The following is a 15086-nucleotide window of genomic DNA, read 5'->3' as shown; positions in this document are numbered from 1 at the left end:
AGTGTTGGTCAAGGGCGAATCCGACTCCACCATCCCCTTTATTTTCCTTCAACAGGTCGCTCACAGGTGTTTTTCATAGAATTTTTGACGCTACCTCATTTTTCATTTCCATTGTACTACATGAACAAAGACAAATGGAAAACTTATTCGTTATAATGATTAAAAAGGAGTGATGACATGAAAAAACGGAAACTTGGACATTCCAACTTATATGTAAGTGAAATTGGCTTTGGCTGCATGTCGCTCGGTACGTCGGAAAACGATGCGATTCGCCTCATTCATGAAGCGATCGATCAAGGAGTAAACTACTTCGATACAGCCGATTTATATGATCATGGGTTAAATGAAGAGATTGTCGGTAAAGCATTAAAAGGAAAACGACATGATGTCATCGTTGCGACAAAAGTAGGGAATCGTTGGACGGAACAAGGAAACGGCTGGACATGGGATCCGTCAAAAGCATACATAAAAGAAGCGGTGAAACATAGCTTACGACGATTACAAACGGATTATATTGATGTATATCAACTACATGGTGGAACGATTGATGATCCGATCGATGAAACCATTGAGGCGTTTGAGGAATTGCAACAAGAGGGCATCATTCGTTATTACGGCATTTCCTCTATGCGTCCAAACGTCATTCGCGAATATGTGAAGCGATCGCGCATCGTTTCTGTCATGATGCCGTATAGTTTACTTGATCGTCGCGCTGAAGAATGGTTTCCGCTTTTGAAGCAACATAACGTGAGCGTCATTGCTCGCGGACCGCTAGCGAAAGGATTATTAACTGAACGTCCGATTGAAAAAGCAAGCGGAAATACGAAACAAAATGGCTATGTCGATTATTCGTTTGCCGAGTTAGTGACGCTCATTCCAAAATTAAAAGCGGTTGCTCCGAACGAAACGCTGACGGCAATTGCCCTTCGTTTTTGTTTAGCAAATGAAGCCGTAGCAACAGTCGTTCCAGGCGCAAGCCGATTATCGCAACTAATCGAAAACGTCGCTGCGCAATCAGTAACATTGAGCGATGAACAAATAGCTATCTTAAAACAACTGACAAAACAAACGATGTTTACTGATCATCGGTAACCGAGGGTGTTCGCCCTCGGTTATTTAAATTTTCGCCAATCTAAGTCACTTTCTTCTAGCCATTCGGCAAACGTTTTATTTTTTTCTCGCTTACGAGCTTCTTCTTTGCGCTTTGCTTCCTCTTCTTCTTTTCGTTTTTGTTCTTCTTCTTGCAGTTGCTTTTGTTTTTGCTTAAGCTGTGCGATCAGTTGCTCATTTAATCGATCTTTTAGCATAAACATCTCCCCCTTTCCCCAAACTAATCATGACTAAAACATAAAGGAGTGAACTTTTATGGCAAAAAATAAAAGCCAAAAAGGAAAGCCGACAGCCGATACGGTTCGTCCTGTCATTGCAAAGGAAGAATTAGAGAAAGCAATTCATCCGACAAAACGGCAAAATTCTCCGCAGTAAGAATGGGGACATTCGTCCCCTTATAAAATATCTGTAATATGCGGCATATGTCGTTCAATCCACGCAAGCGCTTCATCTAACTGCACGAACGATTGTGTTTCAAATGTCATCTCATCTTGCAGTAGCCAGACATCGCGTTCGTCGTTTGAAAATCCTGCAACGGACCAATGAAGTAAACTATACGGATGGTTATTGTACAAAAACGACACCCATGTTTTTTCCTTTACTATTTTTCGAAGACGATTCACTTGATCATTCACAACAATCACTCTTTCTATGTCAATTACAGTACATTTTTATTTTAACTCAATATTGTGAAATAAGAAAAGAATACTCTTGAAAACAAAAAGAAAGTTGCGACTTATGTAAGGACGATGTAGTATATACGATATAAGGTATACAAGGAGGTGGAATATATGGCGAAAGTGCAAATTAAAGTGATGGATAACGGTTCATTTCGTGTAACCGGAGATGTTGAATTAATTGATATGGAAGGAAACGAGTTTGAAACAAAAGAAACATTTTCTCTCTGTCGTTGCGGGCTCTCGCAAAATATGCCATTTTGTGATGGAGCCCATAAAGGAAAATTCCAATCCGTCGTTCGCGCTCCGAAAAACGAATAAGCCCGGCTTTTATTCCGGGCTTTTACCTTTCAACGCTCCATAAGCGACATGCGCGCATTTAAAATTTGATTCGGGCTTTTTAATTGAAAACACCCTGCCCCATCGACAACATCAATCGTCATTTGTTCATCAAAGAAAATGAGCCGATGTTTTTCCATCCAAATAGGCATATCGTTTGTTTCAATCTCTACATCATGTTCGTCTAATTGATCGACAAGCAGTAACATAGGCACGCCGTTTACGGCACATCCGCAATCATCTGTATCGTATGTCAGCTTGACGTGCTTGTTTCCACGAACACGACGAAGTTGTTCGATCGCTCGTTCCGTTATCGTAATTTTCACCACTTGCACCTCACTTACTTTTTTAAAAATGCCCGTTTCCCCATTTTTTCAATGACCGATGGAAATAATTGATACAATCGACTTCCTATATGCATCCAAAACGGCAAATTCACTTCGCGCGTCGGAGTAAGCATTACATCAACGATCCGTTTTGCGACAAATTCAGGACGAAGCATCCACCGTTTCACGTTTTTCACATATTCCCCAGACGTATCAGCAACAGTAAAAAAGTTTGTTTCGATCGGTCCAGGGTTCACTGCAGTGACAAAAATGCCATACATGGACGCTTCCATTCGCAAGCCATTTGTAAATCCAAGGACAGCATGTTTTGTTGCGGCATATACGCTCGATTTCGGCGTCGCAATTTTTCCAGCTTGAGATGCGACATTAATAATGTGGCCGGATCGTTTTTTCATCATATGTGTGTACACTTTTTTTGTACACGCGATCAATCCGAGCACGTTGACATCAAACATTTGCTTCGCTTCCAACAAATCAATATGCTCGACATAGCGAAACACACCGAATCCGGCATTATTAACGAGAATATCGATATCGACAGACGCAAGTAATCGATCAAATACAGCGTCTACTTCCTGCTGATTGCTAACATCTAACTGTTCATATAAGCAAGAAATGCCGTACGTTTGTTCAATATGTTGCGCAATTTGCGCCAATTTTTCTTTTGAACGCGCAAGCAATATCGGTATTCCTCCACGTTTAGCTACTTCGTATGCAATTTGTTCGCCAATGCCGCTCGACGCTCCTGTAATAACGACGTATTTCCCTGCTAATTTCATGATCTCACCACTTCGTACATATATATTTGATCGTCTTTTTCTTTTTTCACTGCTCCGATTGCTTCTAAATAATCGAGTTGACCGATCGTTTCGGACATCGTCAATAAAAATTCACGTTCATATACGGACGGAAAAAGCGCACGACATACGTCAAATGCCGTCATTGGCTTTTCACTTAACAATTGCCATACATATTGCGCACGCTCTTTTTGTTTTTCAAGCCGCTTTTCGACAAGTGATGCAACATCTGTCACATCTTCTCCATGTCCTGTAACGATCGTTGTAATGTCGTAATTCAGTAGTTTCTTTAATGAATCGTTATATTGCAAAAGTGGTTTCGGGCGCTCTTGTTCACCGATCGCAGGCGGCTCTAACAACGGATTAGATGAAATCGCAGCTAACAAATGATCCCCTCCGATCATCAACCCATCTGCTTCACGATATAATACAATATGACTTTGCGCATGACCTGGCGTTTCGATAACCGTCCAGCCTTCAATCATATCCCCTTCTTTCACTTCTTGAGTGAGCGAGCGCTCGCACGAAAAGCGGAGGGAGCGCCGAAAGTTTCCGAGTTTTGCGATCCATTCTTCCCCAATTCCACATTCAATTAAAAATTGCTCAAAATATTGTTGATGCCACGCAAAAAAAGCAGCATCTTTCGCAATCCAAGGTGCAGCTTTGCGATGGCCAATAACAGGAAGCGACGGAGGGAAATAATCAAGTAAACCGACATGATCCGGATGGTGATGTGTAATGATGACTTGCTCAATATCTTCCGGTTCATAGCCGAGTTCACGTAATTCCCGAACGAAGACATGCCACGCTTCTTCTGTTTTCACTCCAGCATCAACGAGCGTTAAACGGTCTCCTTTGACAATATACATATTGACATCGCCAACGGCAAATGGCGTTGGGACGACAATGCGATGCAACTGTTCCATTTTTTCGGCTCCTTCATTATATCATCATAACTTTTCGTTTCGTCTGTTTATCAGTTTACACTTATTTTTTTCATTTGTCATTTATTTTTATTTATTTATTAAAAAATTCAGAAAATAAAAACATAAAACCTATTGACAACGAGCTTGTTTTTCATGCATAATTGCAAGCAAATCATATATGTCTGAAGCGATGAATAGGGCCAGTACATGATAAATGGTAACAAGAGAGTGAGACCCATAGGCTGAAAGGTTTCATTACCCTCTTTATCATGGAACCTACCCTATGAGCAGTTAGGCAAACCTAACCGTCTTGCCGACGATACCGGCATAAGAGGTGGGCACATTGTGCCAACAAAGGTGGTACCGCGGAAAAAAAGACCTTTCCGTCCTTTATCGGACGAAAGGTCTTTTTTATTTTGGAGACGAGGAGGAGGAAAAAAATGACGATCACATTTCTCGGTGCAGGGTCGATGGCAGAAGCGCTCATTTCAGGAGTGACACAGACACTATATGAGCCGAAACAAATGATTGTAACGAATCGCTCTCGAATGGAGCGACTGACGTATATGCAACAAACATACGGGGTACGAATTGAAACGAATAAAGAACAAGCCGTCAAAGAAGCTAATATTGTTATTTTAGCGATGAAGCCAAAAGACGTTGCAGAAAGCTTAACGCCAATCGCACATGCTTTTCATGAGCAACAACTTATTATTTCATTGCTTGCGGGAGTGACGACGGATACGATTGCATCGCTCATCGGAAAACAAATGCCTGTCATTCGTGCCATGCCAAATACATCGGCGGCAATCGGGCAATCTGCCACAGCGCTCGCACAAGGTGCCTATGCAACGGATAAACATGTCCACATGGCAAAAGAGCTATTTGAAACGGTCGGGATCGTTACGATTGTTGATGAAAAGCATTTACACGCCGTGACAGGGCTATCGGGTAGTGGACCGGCGTACGTTTACTATTTAGTCGAAGCGATGGAAAAAGCAGCAGATGAAATTGGACTTGAGCGCGATATTGCAAAAGAGCTTATTTTACAAACGATTATCGGTGCTGCTCATATGTTAAAAGCAACAAACAAACATCCTTCCGTTTTGCGCAAAGAAGTAACAAGTCCAGGCGGAACGACAGAAGCTGGCATTGGGGTACTTGAACGTTATCGCTACCAAGAAGCGATGATTGCATGCATTAAACGAGCAACTGAACGATCAAAAGAACTTGGTGAAGCGCTGCTTTCTTCCGTTCAATAGTGCAATTTGTTTTTCTTTTCCAAGTGCGCGTGGTATCATTTTTATGGAAGATACTACGGGAGGGATTTAATATGTTATTTTCACCATATACCATTCGAGATGTTACCTTTAAAAACCGCATTGTTATGTCACCGATGTGCATGTATGCGTGCGATCGCGAAGATGGAACGGTGCACAACTGGCATCTCGTTCATTATGCAACGCGCGCGGTCGGGCAAGTCGGGCTCATTATGGTGGAAGCGACAGCTGTGACGCCACAAGGACGAATTTCAGCTCGCGATTTAGGGATTTGGGATGATAACCATATCGATGGATTGCGTACGCTTACTACGCTCGTTCATGAACAAGGGGCAAACATCGGCATTCAGCTTGCCCATGCCGGCCGAAAGGCAACCGTTTCTGGTGAAATCATTGCACCATCCCCGATTCCGTTTGATGAAACGATGCGAACACCAAAAGAAATGACAAAAGCGGACATTGAAGAAACGATCCATGCGTTTCAACAAGGTGCGCGACGCGCCAAAGAAGCGGGATCTGATGTCATTGAAATTCATGCTGCTCACGGCTATCTCATTAACGAGTTTTTATCGCCGCTCACAAACAAACGAACAGACGAATACGGTGGAGAAAACCGTTACCGCTTTTTAAGTGAAATCATTGAAGCAGTGAAAGAAGTATGGAACGGACCGCTATTTGTCCGTATTTCCGCACACGATTATCATCCAGACGGGTTAACAGTGAAAGACTACGTCGAATATGCAAAACAAATGAAAGCACAAGGCGTTGACCTCATTGACGTTAGCTCTGGCGCCGTCGTCCCGGCAAAAATTGATGCGTATCCAGGTTATCAAGTGCCGTTTGCGGAAACGATTCGCCGTGAAGCAAACGTGCCAACTGGTGCGGTCGGACTCATTACGTCTGGCTTACAAGCGGAAGAAATTTTACGCAATGGCCGTGCCGATCTCATTTTTATCGGTCGCGAGCTTCTTCGCAACCCATATTGGCCAAAAACAGCTTCAAGCGAACTCGGTATATCGCTTGAAGCGCCGAAGCCGTATGTCAGAGGGTGGTAATACACGACAAAGGATGTCCAATGTAGCGGACATCCTTTTACATTTCAAAATAATAGTGAGCGTGAAGTTGACATCCTGGATTAAACGCCGCATTGCAATGTGGACAATGGTAATTGCTTGTCATATATTGTTCAATCGTCAGCTCAGTTTGACAAACACCGCATAAAACCGCTTTTTCATGAAAACGTTCTTTCGGCCATACGACATGCTTGCCACAACCATGTTGTTCATGGCAATGTACACATGGAAAATATGTTTTACAGCAATAAAACTTAATCGCAATGACATCGCGTTCACTATGATAATGTACACATCGTGTCTGTTTATCAATGACGCTTCCTTTTACTTCGATCATTGTTAACCCTCTTTTCGTAAAATTGGAAACGATGAAAAATCGAAAGCAAGTGACACGTTCGGAAAAATCGTTTTCGCTTCTTCAACGAGTTCGTCACACATCTCCCCTTGATAACGGGAACTAATATGTGTCAAAATGAGTTGCTTCACTTCCGCTCGTTTCGCTACTTCTGCTGCTTGCAACGTCGTTGAATGATAGTAATCATGCGCTAAATGTGCTTCTTTGGCACGAAATGTTGCCTCATGGACAAGGACGTCGGCTTGTTTCGCCAATTCCACACTCGCCTCACAATACCGCGTATCTCCTATAATCGCAACAATGCGTCCTTTCTTTGGCGGGGCTACAAAGTTTCGTCCATCAATGACAGTTCCATCATCTAATGTGACAAGCTCCCCTCGCTTAATTTGTTGATAAATCGGGCCTGGGCGCACGCCAAGTGCACGCAATTGATCGACGAGCAACGTGCCCGGTAAATCTTTTTCAACGATTCGGAAACCGTATGAAGGTAAACCGTGATCAAGCAATTTCGCTGTAACAATAAACTGCTCATCTTCAAAGACGACACCTTCTGTATCTGTAAACTCATGAATATGCAAATCATATTTTAACCGCGTACCGCTAACCGCTAAGGCAGTGTCAACAAACGAACGAATACCAGTAGGGCCGTAAACAAAAAGAGGTGTTTCTCCCCCTTGAAATGAGCGACTTCCAAGCAGTCCAGGCAAGCCGAAAATGTGATCGCCGTGTAAATGAGTAATAAAAATACGTTCAATGCGTCGCGGGCGAATAGACGTATGTAAAATTTGATGTTGCGTCGCTTCACCGCAATCGAATAGCCATGTCGCTCCTCTTTCTTCTAATAACTGAAGGGCAATCGCCGATACGTTTCTCCCTTTCGACGGGACACCAGAGCCCGTTCCTAAAAACAATAATTCCACGCTACAAACTCCTCTCTTTTCTTTAATCGGATAAAACATTTGCGTTTACCACAATAAACCTCTAAAATTACATTATCATGAACCTTTCAAAAAATGAATAAAAGTGAGGTATATGGTCCGTGAATGACGTACAACCAAAAGCGACAATTGTTATTTTTGGCGCAACTGGCGACTTAGCAAAACGCAAATTATTCCCATCTATTTATAAACTTTATCAAAAAGGAAAGCTTTCTGAACAGTTTGCGGTTGTTGGTGTCGCCCGTCGTCCCCATACAAATGAATCGTTTCGTCATTACGTAAAAGAAACGATTGAAGAAGCGACAAAACAAGAATTAATGGATGATCCATTTATTTCTCATTTTTACTATCATTCATTAGATGCAACAAATACGCAATCATACGAACAATTAAATGAATTATTAACGCGTGTGGAAGAGCAATTTCATATTCCAGGCAACCGCATTTTTTACTTAGCGATGGCGCCTGAGTTTTTCGGAACAATTACATCGCATTTAAAATCAGAAGGACTGACAGCGACAAACGGCTGGACGCGATTAGTCATTGAAAAACCGTTCGGACATGATTTGCAAAGCGCACAAAAGTTAAATGAAGAAATTCGACAATCGTTTTCCGAGGAACAAATTTTCCGGATTGACCATTATCTCGGAAAAGAAATGGTACAAAACATTGAAGTCATTCGCTTTGCGAACGCGATTTTTGAACCGCTTTGGAACAATCGCTTTATTGCCAATATTCAAATTACATCAAGCGAAACGCTGGGGGTGGAAGATCGCGGTCGTTACTATGATCATTCTGGTGCGCTTCGCGATATGGTGCAAAACCATATGCTACAAATGGTTGCCCTTCTCGCAATGGAACCGCCAATTAAGCTGACAACAGATGACATTCGTAGCGAAAAAGTGAAAGTGCTTCGCGCGCTTCGTCCGATGACACATGATGACGTCGACAAATATTTCGTACGTGGGCAATACGGGCGCGGCATTGTGCGCGGGCAACAAGTCGTCGGTTATCGTGAAGAACATAGCGTCGATCCACATTCTAATACGGAAACGTTTGTCGCAGGGAAACTAATGATCGACAACTTCCGCTGGGCAGGTGTGCCATTTTACATACGAACAGGAAAACGAATGACCGAAAAATCAACGAAAATTGTTGTGCAATTTAAAGACGTACCGATGAATTTATATTATCGCACGAGCGAATACGTTCATCCGAATTTGCTCGTCATCCATATTCAACCAGATGAAGGAATTACGCTTCATTTAAATGCGAAAAAAAGCGGCGAAAGCATGAAAACGACGCCAATTAAGTTGGATTACTGCAACAATTGCATAGACGGCATTAATACGCCAGAAGCGTATGAAAAATTGTTATATGACTGCATGCGCGGCGATGCGACAAACTTTACGCACTGGGACGAAGTCGCTGCGTCATGGAGCTTTGTCGACCCGATTTCTGAAGTATGGGAAAATACGAAAGCGGTTGACTTCCCGAACTACGAAGCTGGCTCGATGGGCCCGAAAAAGGCAGATGAGCTATTGCAAAAAGACGGCTTCCACTGGTGGTCGCTAAACGGAACAATGTAAGGAGGAAATAAACATGAAAATGTACGATGTCACTGCTCCGATTTTTGAAGGGATGCCTGTGTATAAAAATAAGCCGGAAAAACAACCGAAGCTAACGACCGTCACGAACGATTACGTCACCGAATCGCGCATCGACATGGATGTGCATACCGGTACGCACATTGACGCACCACTCCATATGGTAAAAGGCGGGGAAACATTTGAAACGATTCCGCTTGAAAAACTCGTCGGCTACTGCAAAGTATTAGACGTCACAAACGTCAATGATCGCATTACAAAAGAAGATCTCATTCATTTTGATATTCAAGAAAATGATTTTATCTTATTTAAAACAAAAAATTCATTCGACGATGCCTTTAACTTTGAATTTATTTACGTCGCCGAAGATGCTGCTGCATACTTAGCCGAAAAACGTATTCGCGGCGTCGGCATTGACGCGCTTGGCGTCGAACGAAACCAAGCGGGACACCCAACGCATAAAACGCTGTTCGGCCATGGCATTATCGTCATCGAAGGACTTCGGCTAAAAGACGTTCCAGCAGGCGAATATTGGATGGTCGCCGCTCCGCTTAAACTCGTCGGCACCGACGCCGCCCCAGCGCGTGTATTATTGTTTGAACAATAAGCAATCCCCCTCATCATATGGTGAGGGGGATGTTACTATCTATAATTGTATTAAATGGGAGGGGGAAATATGCATAAGCATTTGCCGATGGAAGAAGAAGTGATGGACATGCTAATTGGGGGGTTTTCTTTTATCATGTCCATTGCAGTCATGACAATTGTATATCTTTGGAGAAACAATCGAGCGCAACAGGTAGCTTTCTTATGGGTTTTTTGTCATTTTTTCTTGCTTTCCATTGGGGTATTTTTTGCATTCAAAGCCATTTCTTTCGACCTCGAGCATGCACAAGCATCGGTAGAAATTTCGCTTCTTTTAAGCAAGGCAGGAATATCATGGGGTGCGAGCATGATTTGCTTATTAATCGGGATTAGGAAACTAACAAACAAGACAAAGCAATAATATCCCCCTAGAGCCGCTTGCCCTAGGGGGTGTTCGTTTATTTTAACCATTCCGTATGGAAAATGCCTTCTTTGTCGATGCGTTCGTATGTGTGCGCACCGAAGTAGTCGCGTTGTGCTTGGATAAGGTTCGCTGGCAATGTATCCATTCGATAGCTGTCGTAGTATGCTAAGGCGCTAGCGAACGCTGGTACTGGAATGCCGCGCATCGCTGCGGTTGCAACGATTTCGCGAAGCGATTGTTGATAGTTTTCGACAATGTCTTTAAAGTACGGGTCAAGCAATAAATTTGGCAGCGCTGGATCGCGGTCGTACGCTTCTTTAATTTTTTGTAAAAATTGCGCACGAATGATGCAGCCACCACGGAAAATCATTGCGATATTGCCGTATTGTAAATTCCAGTTGTATTCTTCCGAAGCAGCTTTCATTTGCGCAAAGCCTTGGGCGTACGAGCAAATTTTGCTCATGTAAAGCGCGCGGCGAACGGCTTCAATGAAGTGCGCGCGATCGCCTTCATACGGCTTCACTGCTGGACCTGCTAATAGCTTGCTTGCTTTCACGCGCTCTTCTTTCATTGCGGAAATAAAGCGAGCAAATACCGATTCCGTAATAATTGGTAGCGGAACGCCTAAATCGAGCGCGTTTTGGCTCGTCCATTTTCCTGTTCCTTTTTGTCCTGCTTTGTCTAAAATAACATCGACAAGCGGCTTGCCTGTTTCTTCATCGATTTTTGTAAAAATGTCTGCCGTAATTTCGATTAAATAACTATCTAATTCTCCTTTATTCCACTCGGCAAATACTTCATGAAGCTCTTGCGCGTTTAAGCCAAGCACATGTTTTAATAAAAAGTACGCTTCGGCAATTAATTGCATATCGCCGTATTCAATGCCGTTATGCACCATTTTTACGTAATGGCCTGCACCGTCTGGACCGATATATGTCGTGCACGGCTCGCCATCGACCTTTGCGGCAATCGCTTCAAAAATCGGACGGACGAGTTCATGCGCTTCTTTTTGTCCACCTGGCATGATGGAAGGTCCTTTCAGCGCCCCTTCTTCTCCACCAGAAACGCCTGTACCGATAAAATGAATACCAAGTTCCGCAAGTTCTTTATTGCGGCGTTGTGTATCTTTAAAATACGTATTGCCGCCATCAATCACGATATCGCCTTTTTCTAAATACGGCTTTAGTTGCTCAATTGTTGCGTCTGTTGCAGCACCTGCTTTTACCATCAACAAAATTTTGCGCGGCTTCTCAAGCGCGTTGACAAACTGTTCGATGCTATATGTACCGACGATGTTTTTCCCTTCCGCCTCTTTTAAAAACTCGTCTGTTTTTTCGCGTGAACGGTTATATACGGCAACGGAATATCCACGGCTTTCAATGTTAAGCGCCAAGTTTTTTCCCATGACCGCTAAACCGATCACACCAATTTGTTGTTTCGCCATAGCAAACGTTCCTTTCTATATTTTGATTGTTCAAAAAAGAACATACCATAATCATCTTTTCTCGTTCAAGTGTTCTGTTTCTCATTTTTTATATGTTCTTTAATCGTACTTGATCCTTCTAAATGATCGAACAATATTGTCGGATCAATGACGGTAATTAGCCGATCAGGCAAATTCGCAATGCCGATGAAATATGGCGTTTGTTGATAAGCGAGCATATTCACTTGCTTCATCATATGTGACGGGATATCAATAATTTCTTTTGCATCGTCTACAATAAACGCGACATGTACATCGTCTGTATGCACAACGATGAGGCGCGTTTTTTCTGTTTCCGTATATGGACGGCGATATAAAATTTGCGACGTATCAAGCACAGGAACGAGTTCACCGCGAATGCGCACAACACCGAGCATATACGAAGGCATTCCCGGAATGATCGTCGGATGGCTCATTTTTTCGATGGAAACAACATGTTCAACCGGAATGGCATATTGTTCATTCGCAAGTTGAAAAACGACGACTTTCTCCATCGTTTCACCCCCTTGTCGTTACTTCCTCAATAATGGCAAGCACCATCTCCGTTGCTTTGACAAGTTCTTCAATTGGCATCCGTTCATTTGTTGTGTGAATGTCTTCATAACCGATCGCTAAGTTTACGGTTGGAATGCCAAATCCTGCAATAACATTCGCATCGCTACCGCCACCGCTACGCAACAGCTTATGCGGACGACCAATTTTTTCAGCCGCTCGCTTCGCTACTTCAACAACATAATCCCCGTCTCCGAATTTAAATCCTGGGTACATCACTTCCACGTGAACATCTGCACGACCACCCATTTCTTCCGCTACTCGCTCAAACGCTTCTTTCATTTTCGCGACTTGCGCTTCCATTTTTTCTGGAACGAGCGAACGCGCCTCTGCTAAAATGTCAACGCGATCGCAAACGATATTTGTTTGTGTTCCACCTTCAAAACGGCCGATGTTTGCGGTTGTTTCTTCATCGATGCGCCCAAGCGGCATTTGCGCAATCGCTTTCGCGGCGATTGTAATTGCCGACACGCCACGCTCTGGTGCAACACCGGCATGAGCCGTCTTTCCGTGAACGGTCACTTTCAACTTCGCTTGCGTCGGAGCAGCAACGATAATTTGTCCAACTTTTCCATCGCTATCTAGCGCATATCCAAATTTCGCTTGAATGAGCGACGGATCAAGCGCCTTCGCCCCAACGAGCCCAGACTCTTCTCCAACAGTAATAATAAATTGAATTGTGCCGTGCGCGATTTGTTTTTCTTTTAACACTCGGATCGCCTCAAACATGGCGGCAAGCCCTGCTTTATCGTCCGCTCCTAAAATCGTTGTCCCATCTGTCACAATATATCCATCTTGAATGGACGGCTTGACCCCTTTTCCTGGCACAACCGTATCCATGTGTGATGTAAAGTAAATCGGATCTATCCCTTCTTTTGTCGCAGGCAATGTGCAAATTAAGTTGCCTGCACCATGACCTGTTTGTGCTGTCGTATCATCTTCAATAACGTGTAAACCGAGCGCTTCAAACTTCGCTTTCAGCACATCTGCAATGTCACGCTCATATTTTGTTTCGGAATCAATTTGCACAAGCTCTAAAAATTCATCAACTAAACGTTGCTCATTGACCATTATGCATCCTCCTATGTATGTACTCACTTTTAAGTATAACGAAAATTCCTTCATATGGCGATGAACATGTACACATAATTTTTTTCTTTCATTTCACACATTTGTCACAATTTCATTATATCATTCATCTTGAACTTCATTTCATAGTAAATTAGGAGGTTTTTATGGATTACTTAACGAACAAAGATTTTTACAAAGCAATATGGCGTTGGCACTTTTATGCTGGAATCATTTTTGCGCCATTTTTAATTATTCTTTCCATTACGGGAGCCATCTACTTATTTAAGCCACAAATTGAATCTGTTTTATACAACGATCTCTATTATGTTCAAGAGGGAGAACATGAGCTAGCCCCAAGCTACGTGATTGAACAAGTCAAAAACACGTATGAAAATGCTACTGTCGTCAGCTATCGTCCGAGCAATGCCCCTAACCGTTCAACAGAAGTGGGCATTGTTTTAGATGGAAAAACTTATATCGTTTTTGTTAACCCATATACCGGCGATATTGTTGGTAAACTCGCAAAAGAAGATAAGCTTATGAATATCATTGTCAAGTTGCACGGCGAGCTCATGGTCGGAACAGTTGGTGATCGAATCGTTGAACTTGCAGCATGTTGGGCCGTTATTTTATTAATAACGGGATTATATTTATGGTGGCCACGAAACCGCTCTTTATATGGCATTGTAAAAATTCGCTTTCATGAAGGAAAGCGCGTCATGTGGAAAGACATTCATTCCGTTCTTGCTATTTGGCTTTCTATGTTTATTTTATTGCTTATTTTAACCGGTTTACCTTGGGCTGGATTTATGGGCCATCAAATTAATCAAATCGCTACAGCCACCCATACAGGATATCCATCTGGATTATGGGATGAAATACCTGAATCTGTTGTTCCAACAAAATCGGTCGCAGATGTGCCATGGGCTGCAGAAAATATGCCTGTGCCTGAATCGAAACAAAATGGGGCAATGACGATTCCGGTTGAATCAGTTATTCAAATTGCAAAAGATCGGCATGTTCATCCTGGCTTTTCTATTTACTTCCCTGAAGGAGAAAAAGGAGTATATACCGTTTCCGTCTTTCCGAACTTGCCGCAAGATCAAGCTACATTACATATTGATCAATATAGCGGCGAAGTGTTAGCAGATTTACGCTTTAAAGATTATGGGTGGCTAGCTAAAATGATCGAAATTGGCATTGCCCTTCATGAAGGTCGATATTTCGGCTTATTTAATCAATTGATCGGTCTTGTAACTTGCCTCGGTCTTATTTTCATTGCGTATAGCGGTGTTGTCATGTGGTGGAAACGACGTCCAAATGGGGCACTTGGTGTACCACCTGCACCACAAAGCAAAAAAGTGATGCGAATAGTCACCTTTATCATTATCGTATTAGGACTTACCATGCCTTTAGTCGCTCTTTCATTAGTCATCGCTTTTATTGTCGATTGGATTGTTATCCGTCGCATTCCAAAATTGCAAACATGGTTCTCGTAAGGGAAAGCGAACAGTGCACCCAC

General features: G+C 42.8%; 18 protein-coding genes. 8 read left to right on the top strand and 10 right to left on the bottom strand.

Features of this window, described 5'->3' with window-relative positions; all coding sequences use genetic code 11:
• The first annotated feature begins 177 nt into the window (after positions 1 to 177).
• Complete coding sequence (locus HNR63_RS10560) at positions 178 to 1092, top strand: aldo/keto reductase (RefSeq protein ID WP_181520666.1); 915 nt, start codon at positions 178 to 180, stop codon at positions 1090 to 1092.
• Positions 1093 to 1112: 20 nt separating this feature from the next.
• On the opposite strand, the gene HNR63_RS10555 is transcribed toward HNR63_RS10560, so the two are convergent.
• Complete coding sequence (locus HNR63_RS10555; RefSeq protein WP_035063623.1) at positions 1113 to 1313, bottom strand: DUF3886 domain-containing protein; 201 nt, start codon at positions 1311 to 1313, stop codon at positions 1113 to 1115.
• Between the two features lie 192 nt (positions 1314 to 1505).
• Entirely contained in the window at positions 1506 to 1745 is a 240-nt protein-coding gene (locus HNR63_RS10550; RefSeq protein WP_181520665.1) for a DUF2552 family protein, read from the bottom strand.
• A 156-nt stretch (positions 1746 to 1901) separates the two neighbouring features.
• On the opposite strand from HNR63_RS10550, the gene HNR63_RS10545 reads away from it, so the two are divergent.
• Positions 1902 to 2108 carry a CDGSH iron-sulfur domain-containing protein gene (locus tag HNR63_RS10545; RefSeq protein ID WP_181520664.1) on the top strand — a complete coding sequence of 69 codons (207 nt, stop codon included), beginning with the start codon at positions 1902 to 1904 and terminating at the stop codon, positions 2106 to 2108.
• A gap of 29 nt (positions 2109 to 2137) precedes the next feature.
• On the opposite strand, the gene HNR63_RS10540 is transcribed toward HNR63_RS10545, so the two are convergent.
• The 3 genes from HNR63_RS10540 to HNR63_RS10530 are packed head-to-tail and all read right to left on the bottom strand — an operon-like array spanning position 2138 to position 4196.
• Positions 2138 to 2455, bottom strand: coding sequence for an iron-sulfur cluster biosynthesis family protein (locus tag HNR63_RS10540; RefSeq protein ID WP_181520663.1), 318 nt, complete (start codon positions 2453 to 2455; stop codon positions 2138 to 2140).
• 11 nt (positions 2456 to 2466) lie between these two features.
• Positions 2467 to 3252 carry an SDR family NAD(P)-dependent oxidoreductase gene (locus tag HNR63_RS10535; RefSeq protein ID WP_181520662.1) on the bottom strand — a complete coding sequence of 262 codons (786 nt, stop codon included), beginning with the start codon at positions 3250 to 3252 and terminating at the stop codon, positions 2467 to 2469.
• Positions 3249 to 4196 carry an MBL fold metallo-hydrolase gene (locus tag HNR63_RS10530; RefSeq protein ID WP_085788518.1) on the bottom strand — a complete coding sequence of 316 codons (948 nt, stop codon included), beginning with the start codon at positions 4194 to 4196 and terminating at the stop codon, positions 3249 to 3251. The genes HNR63_RS10535 and HNR63_RS10530 overlap by 4 nt, the downstream gene beginning before the upstream one ends.
• 440 nt (positions 4197 to 4636) lie before the next feature.
• Here HNR63_RS10530 and proI point away from each other — a divergent pair, with 440 nt between their 5' ends.
• Both proI and namA read left to right on the top strand, forming a co-directional pair.
• On the top strand, positions 4637 to 5458 hold the full coding sequence (gene proI, locus HNR63_RS10525; RefSeq protein ID WP_085788517.1) for a pyrroline-5-carboxylate reductase ProI: 822 nt from the start codon (positions 4637 to 4639) through the stop codon (positions 5456 to 5458).
• Positions 5459 to 5529: 71 nt separating this feature from the next.
• Complete coding sequence (namA, locus tag HNR63_RS10520) at positions 5530 to 6531, top strand: NADPH dehydrogenase NamA (RefSeq protein WP_181520661.1); 1002 nt, start codon at positions 5530 to 5532, stop codon at positions 6529 to 6531.
• A 37-nt stretch (positions 6532 to 6568) separates the two neighbouring features.
• Here the strand turns inward: namA and HNR63_RS10515 are convergent, their stop codons facing one another.
• Together HNR63_RS10515 and rnz are read right to left on the bottom strand one after the other, a co-directional pair.
• Entirely contained in the window at positions 6569 to 6886 is a 318-nt protein-coding gene (locus HNR63_RS10515) for a CHY zinc finger protein (protein ID WP_181520660.1), read from the bottom strand.
• Between the two features lie 2 nt (positions 6887 to 6888).
• Positions 6889 to 7824, bottom strand: coding sequence for a ribonuclease Z (gene rnz / locus HNR63_RS10510; protein ID WP_181520659.1), 936 nt, complete (start codon positions 7822 to 7824; stop codon positions 6889 to 6891).
• 119 nt (positions 7825 to 7943) lie between these two features.
• On the opposite strand from rnz, the gene zwf reads away from it, so the two are divergent.
• The 3 genes from zwf to HNR63_RS10495 all read left to right on the top strand — a co-directional run bounded on the left by zwf (position 7944) and on the right by HNR63_RS10495 (position 10455).
• On the top strand, positions 7944 to 9431 hold the full coding sequence (gene zwf, locus HNR63_RS10505) for a glucose-6-phosphate dehydrogenase (protein WP_181520658.1): 1488 nt from the start codon (positions 7944 to 7946) through the stop codon (positions 9429 to 9431).
• Positions 9432 to 9444: 13 nt separating this feature from the next.
• Positions 9445 to 10056 (top strand): cyclase family protein, encoded by a 612-nt coding sequence (locus HNR63_RS10500; RefSeq protein ID WP_181520657.1) that lies wholly within the window; start codon positions 9445 to 9447, stop codon positions 10054 to 10056.
• A 69-nt stretch (positions 10057 to 10125) separates the two neighbouring features.
• Positions 10126 to 10455: a hypothetical protein gene (locus tag HNR63_RS10495; RefSeq protein WP_181520656.1), complete on the top strand. Its 330-nt coding sequence runs from the start codon at positions 10126 to 10128 to the stop codon at positions 10453 to 10455.
• Positions 10456 to 10492: 37 nt separating this feature from the next.
• Here HNR63_RS10495 and gndA read toward each other — a convergent pair whose 3' ends face one another.
• The 3 genes from gndA to HNR63_RS10480 all read right to left on the bottom strand — a co-directional run bounded on the left by gndA (position 10493) and on the right by HNR63_RS10480 (position 13564).
• Positions 10493 to 11902, bottom strand: a complete 1410-nt coding sequence (gene gndA, locus HNR63_RS10490; RefSeq protein ID WP_181520655.1) for an NADP-dependent phosphogluconate dehydrogenase — start codon at positions 11900 to 11902, stop codon at positions 10493 to 10495.
• Between the two features lie 65 nt (positions 11903 to 11967).
• On the bottom strand, positions 11968 to 12435 hold the full coding sequence (locus HNR63_RS10485; protein WP_035047842.1) for a chemotaxis protein CheW: 468 nt from the start codon (positions 12433 to 12435) through the stop codon (positions 11968 to 11970).
• A 4-nt stretch (positions 12436 to 12439) separates the two neighbouring features.
• Positions 12440 to 13564, bottom strand: a complete 1125-nt coding sequence (locus HNR63_RS10480; protein ID WP_181520654.1) for a M20/M25/M40 family metallo-hydrolase — start codon at positions 13562 to 13564, stop codon at positions 12440 to 12442.
• 164 nt (positions 13565 to 13728) lie between these two features.
• On the opposite strand from HNR63_RS10480, the gene HNR63_RS10475 reads away from it, so the two are divergent.
• Positions 13729 to 15063, top strand: coding sequence for a PepSY-associated TM helix domain-containing protein (locus tag HNR63_RS10475; protein WP_181520653.1), 1335 nt, complete (start codon positions 13729 to 13731; stop codon positions 15061 to 15063).
• Positions 15064 to 15086 lie beyond the last annotated feature (23 nt).

Origin of the sequence: Anoxybacillus ayderensis (assembly GCF_013761015.1) — a bacterium.
Classification (GTDB): Bacteria; Bacillota; Bacilli; order Bacillales; family Anoxybacillaceae; genus Anoxybacillus; species Anoxybacillus ayderensis.
Note: the sequence above shows the minus strand (reverse complement) of the source record. Positions and strands in the feature narration are given on the sequence as shown.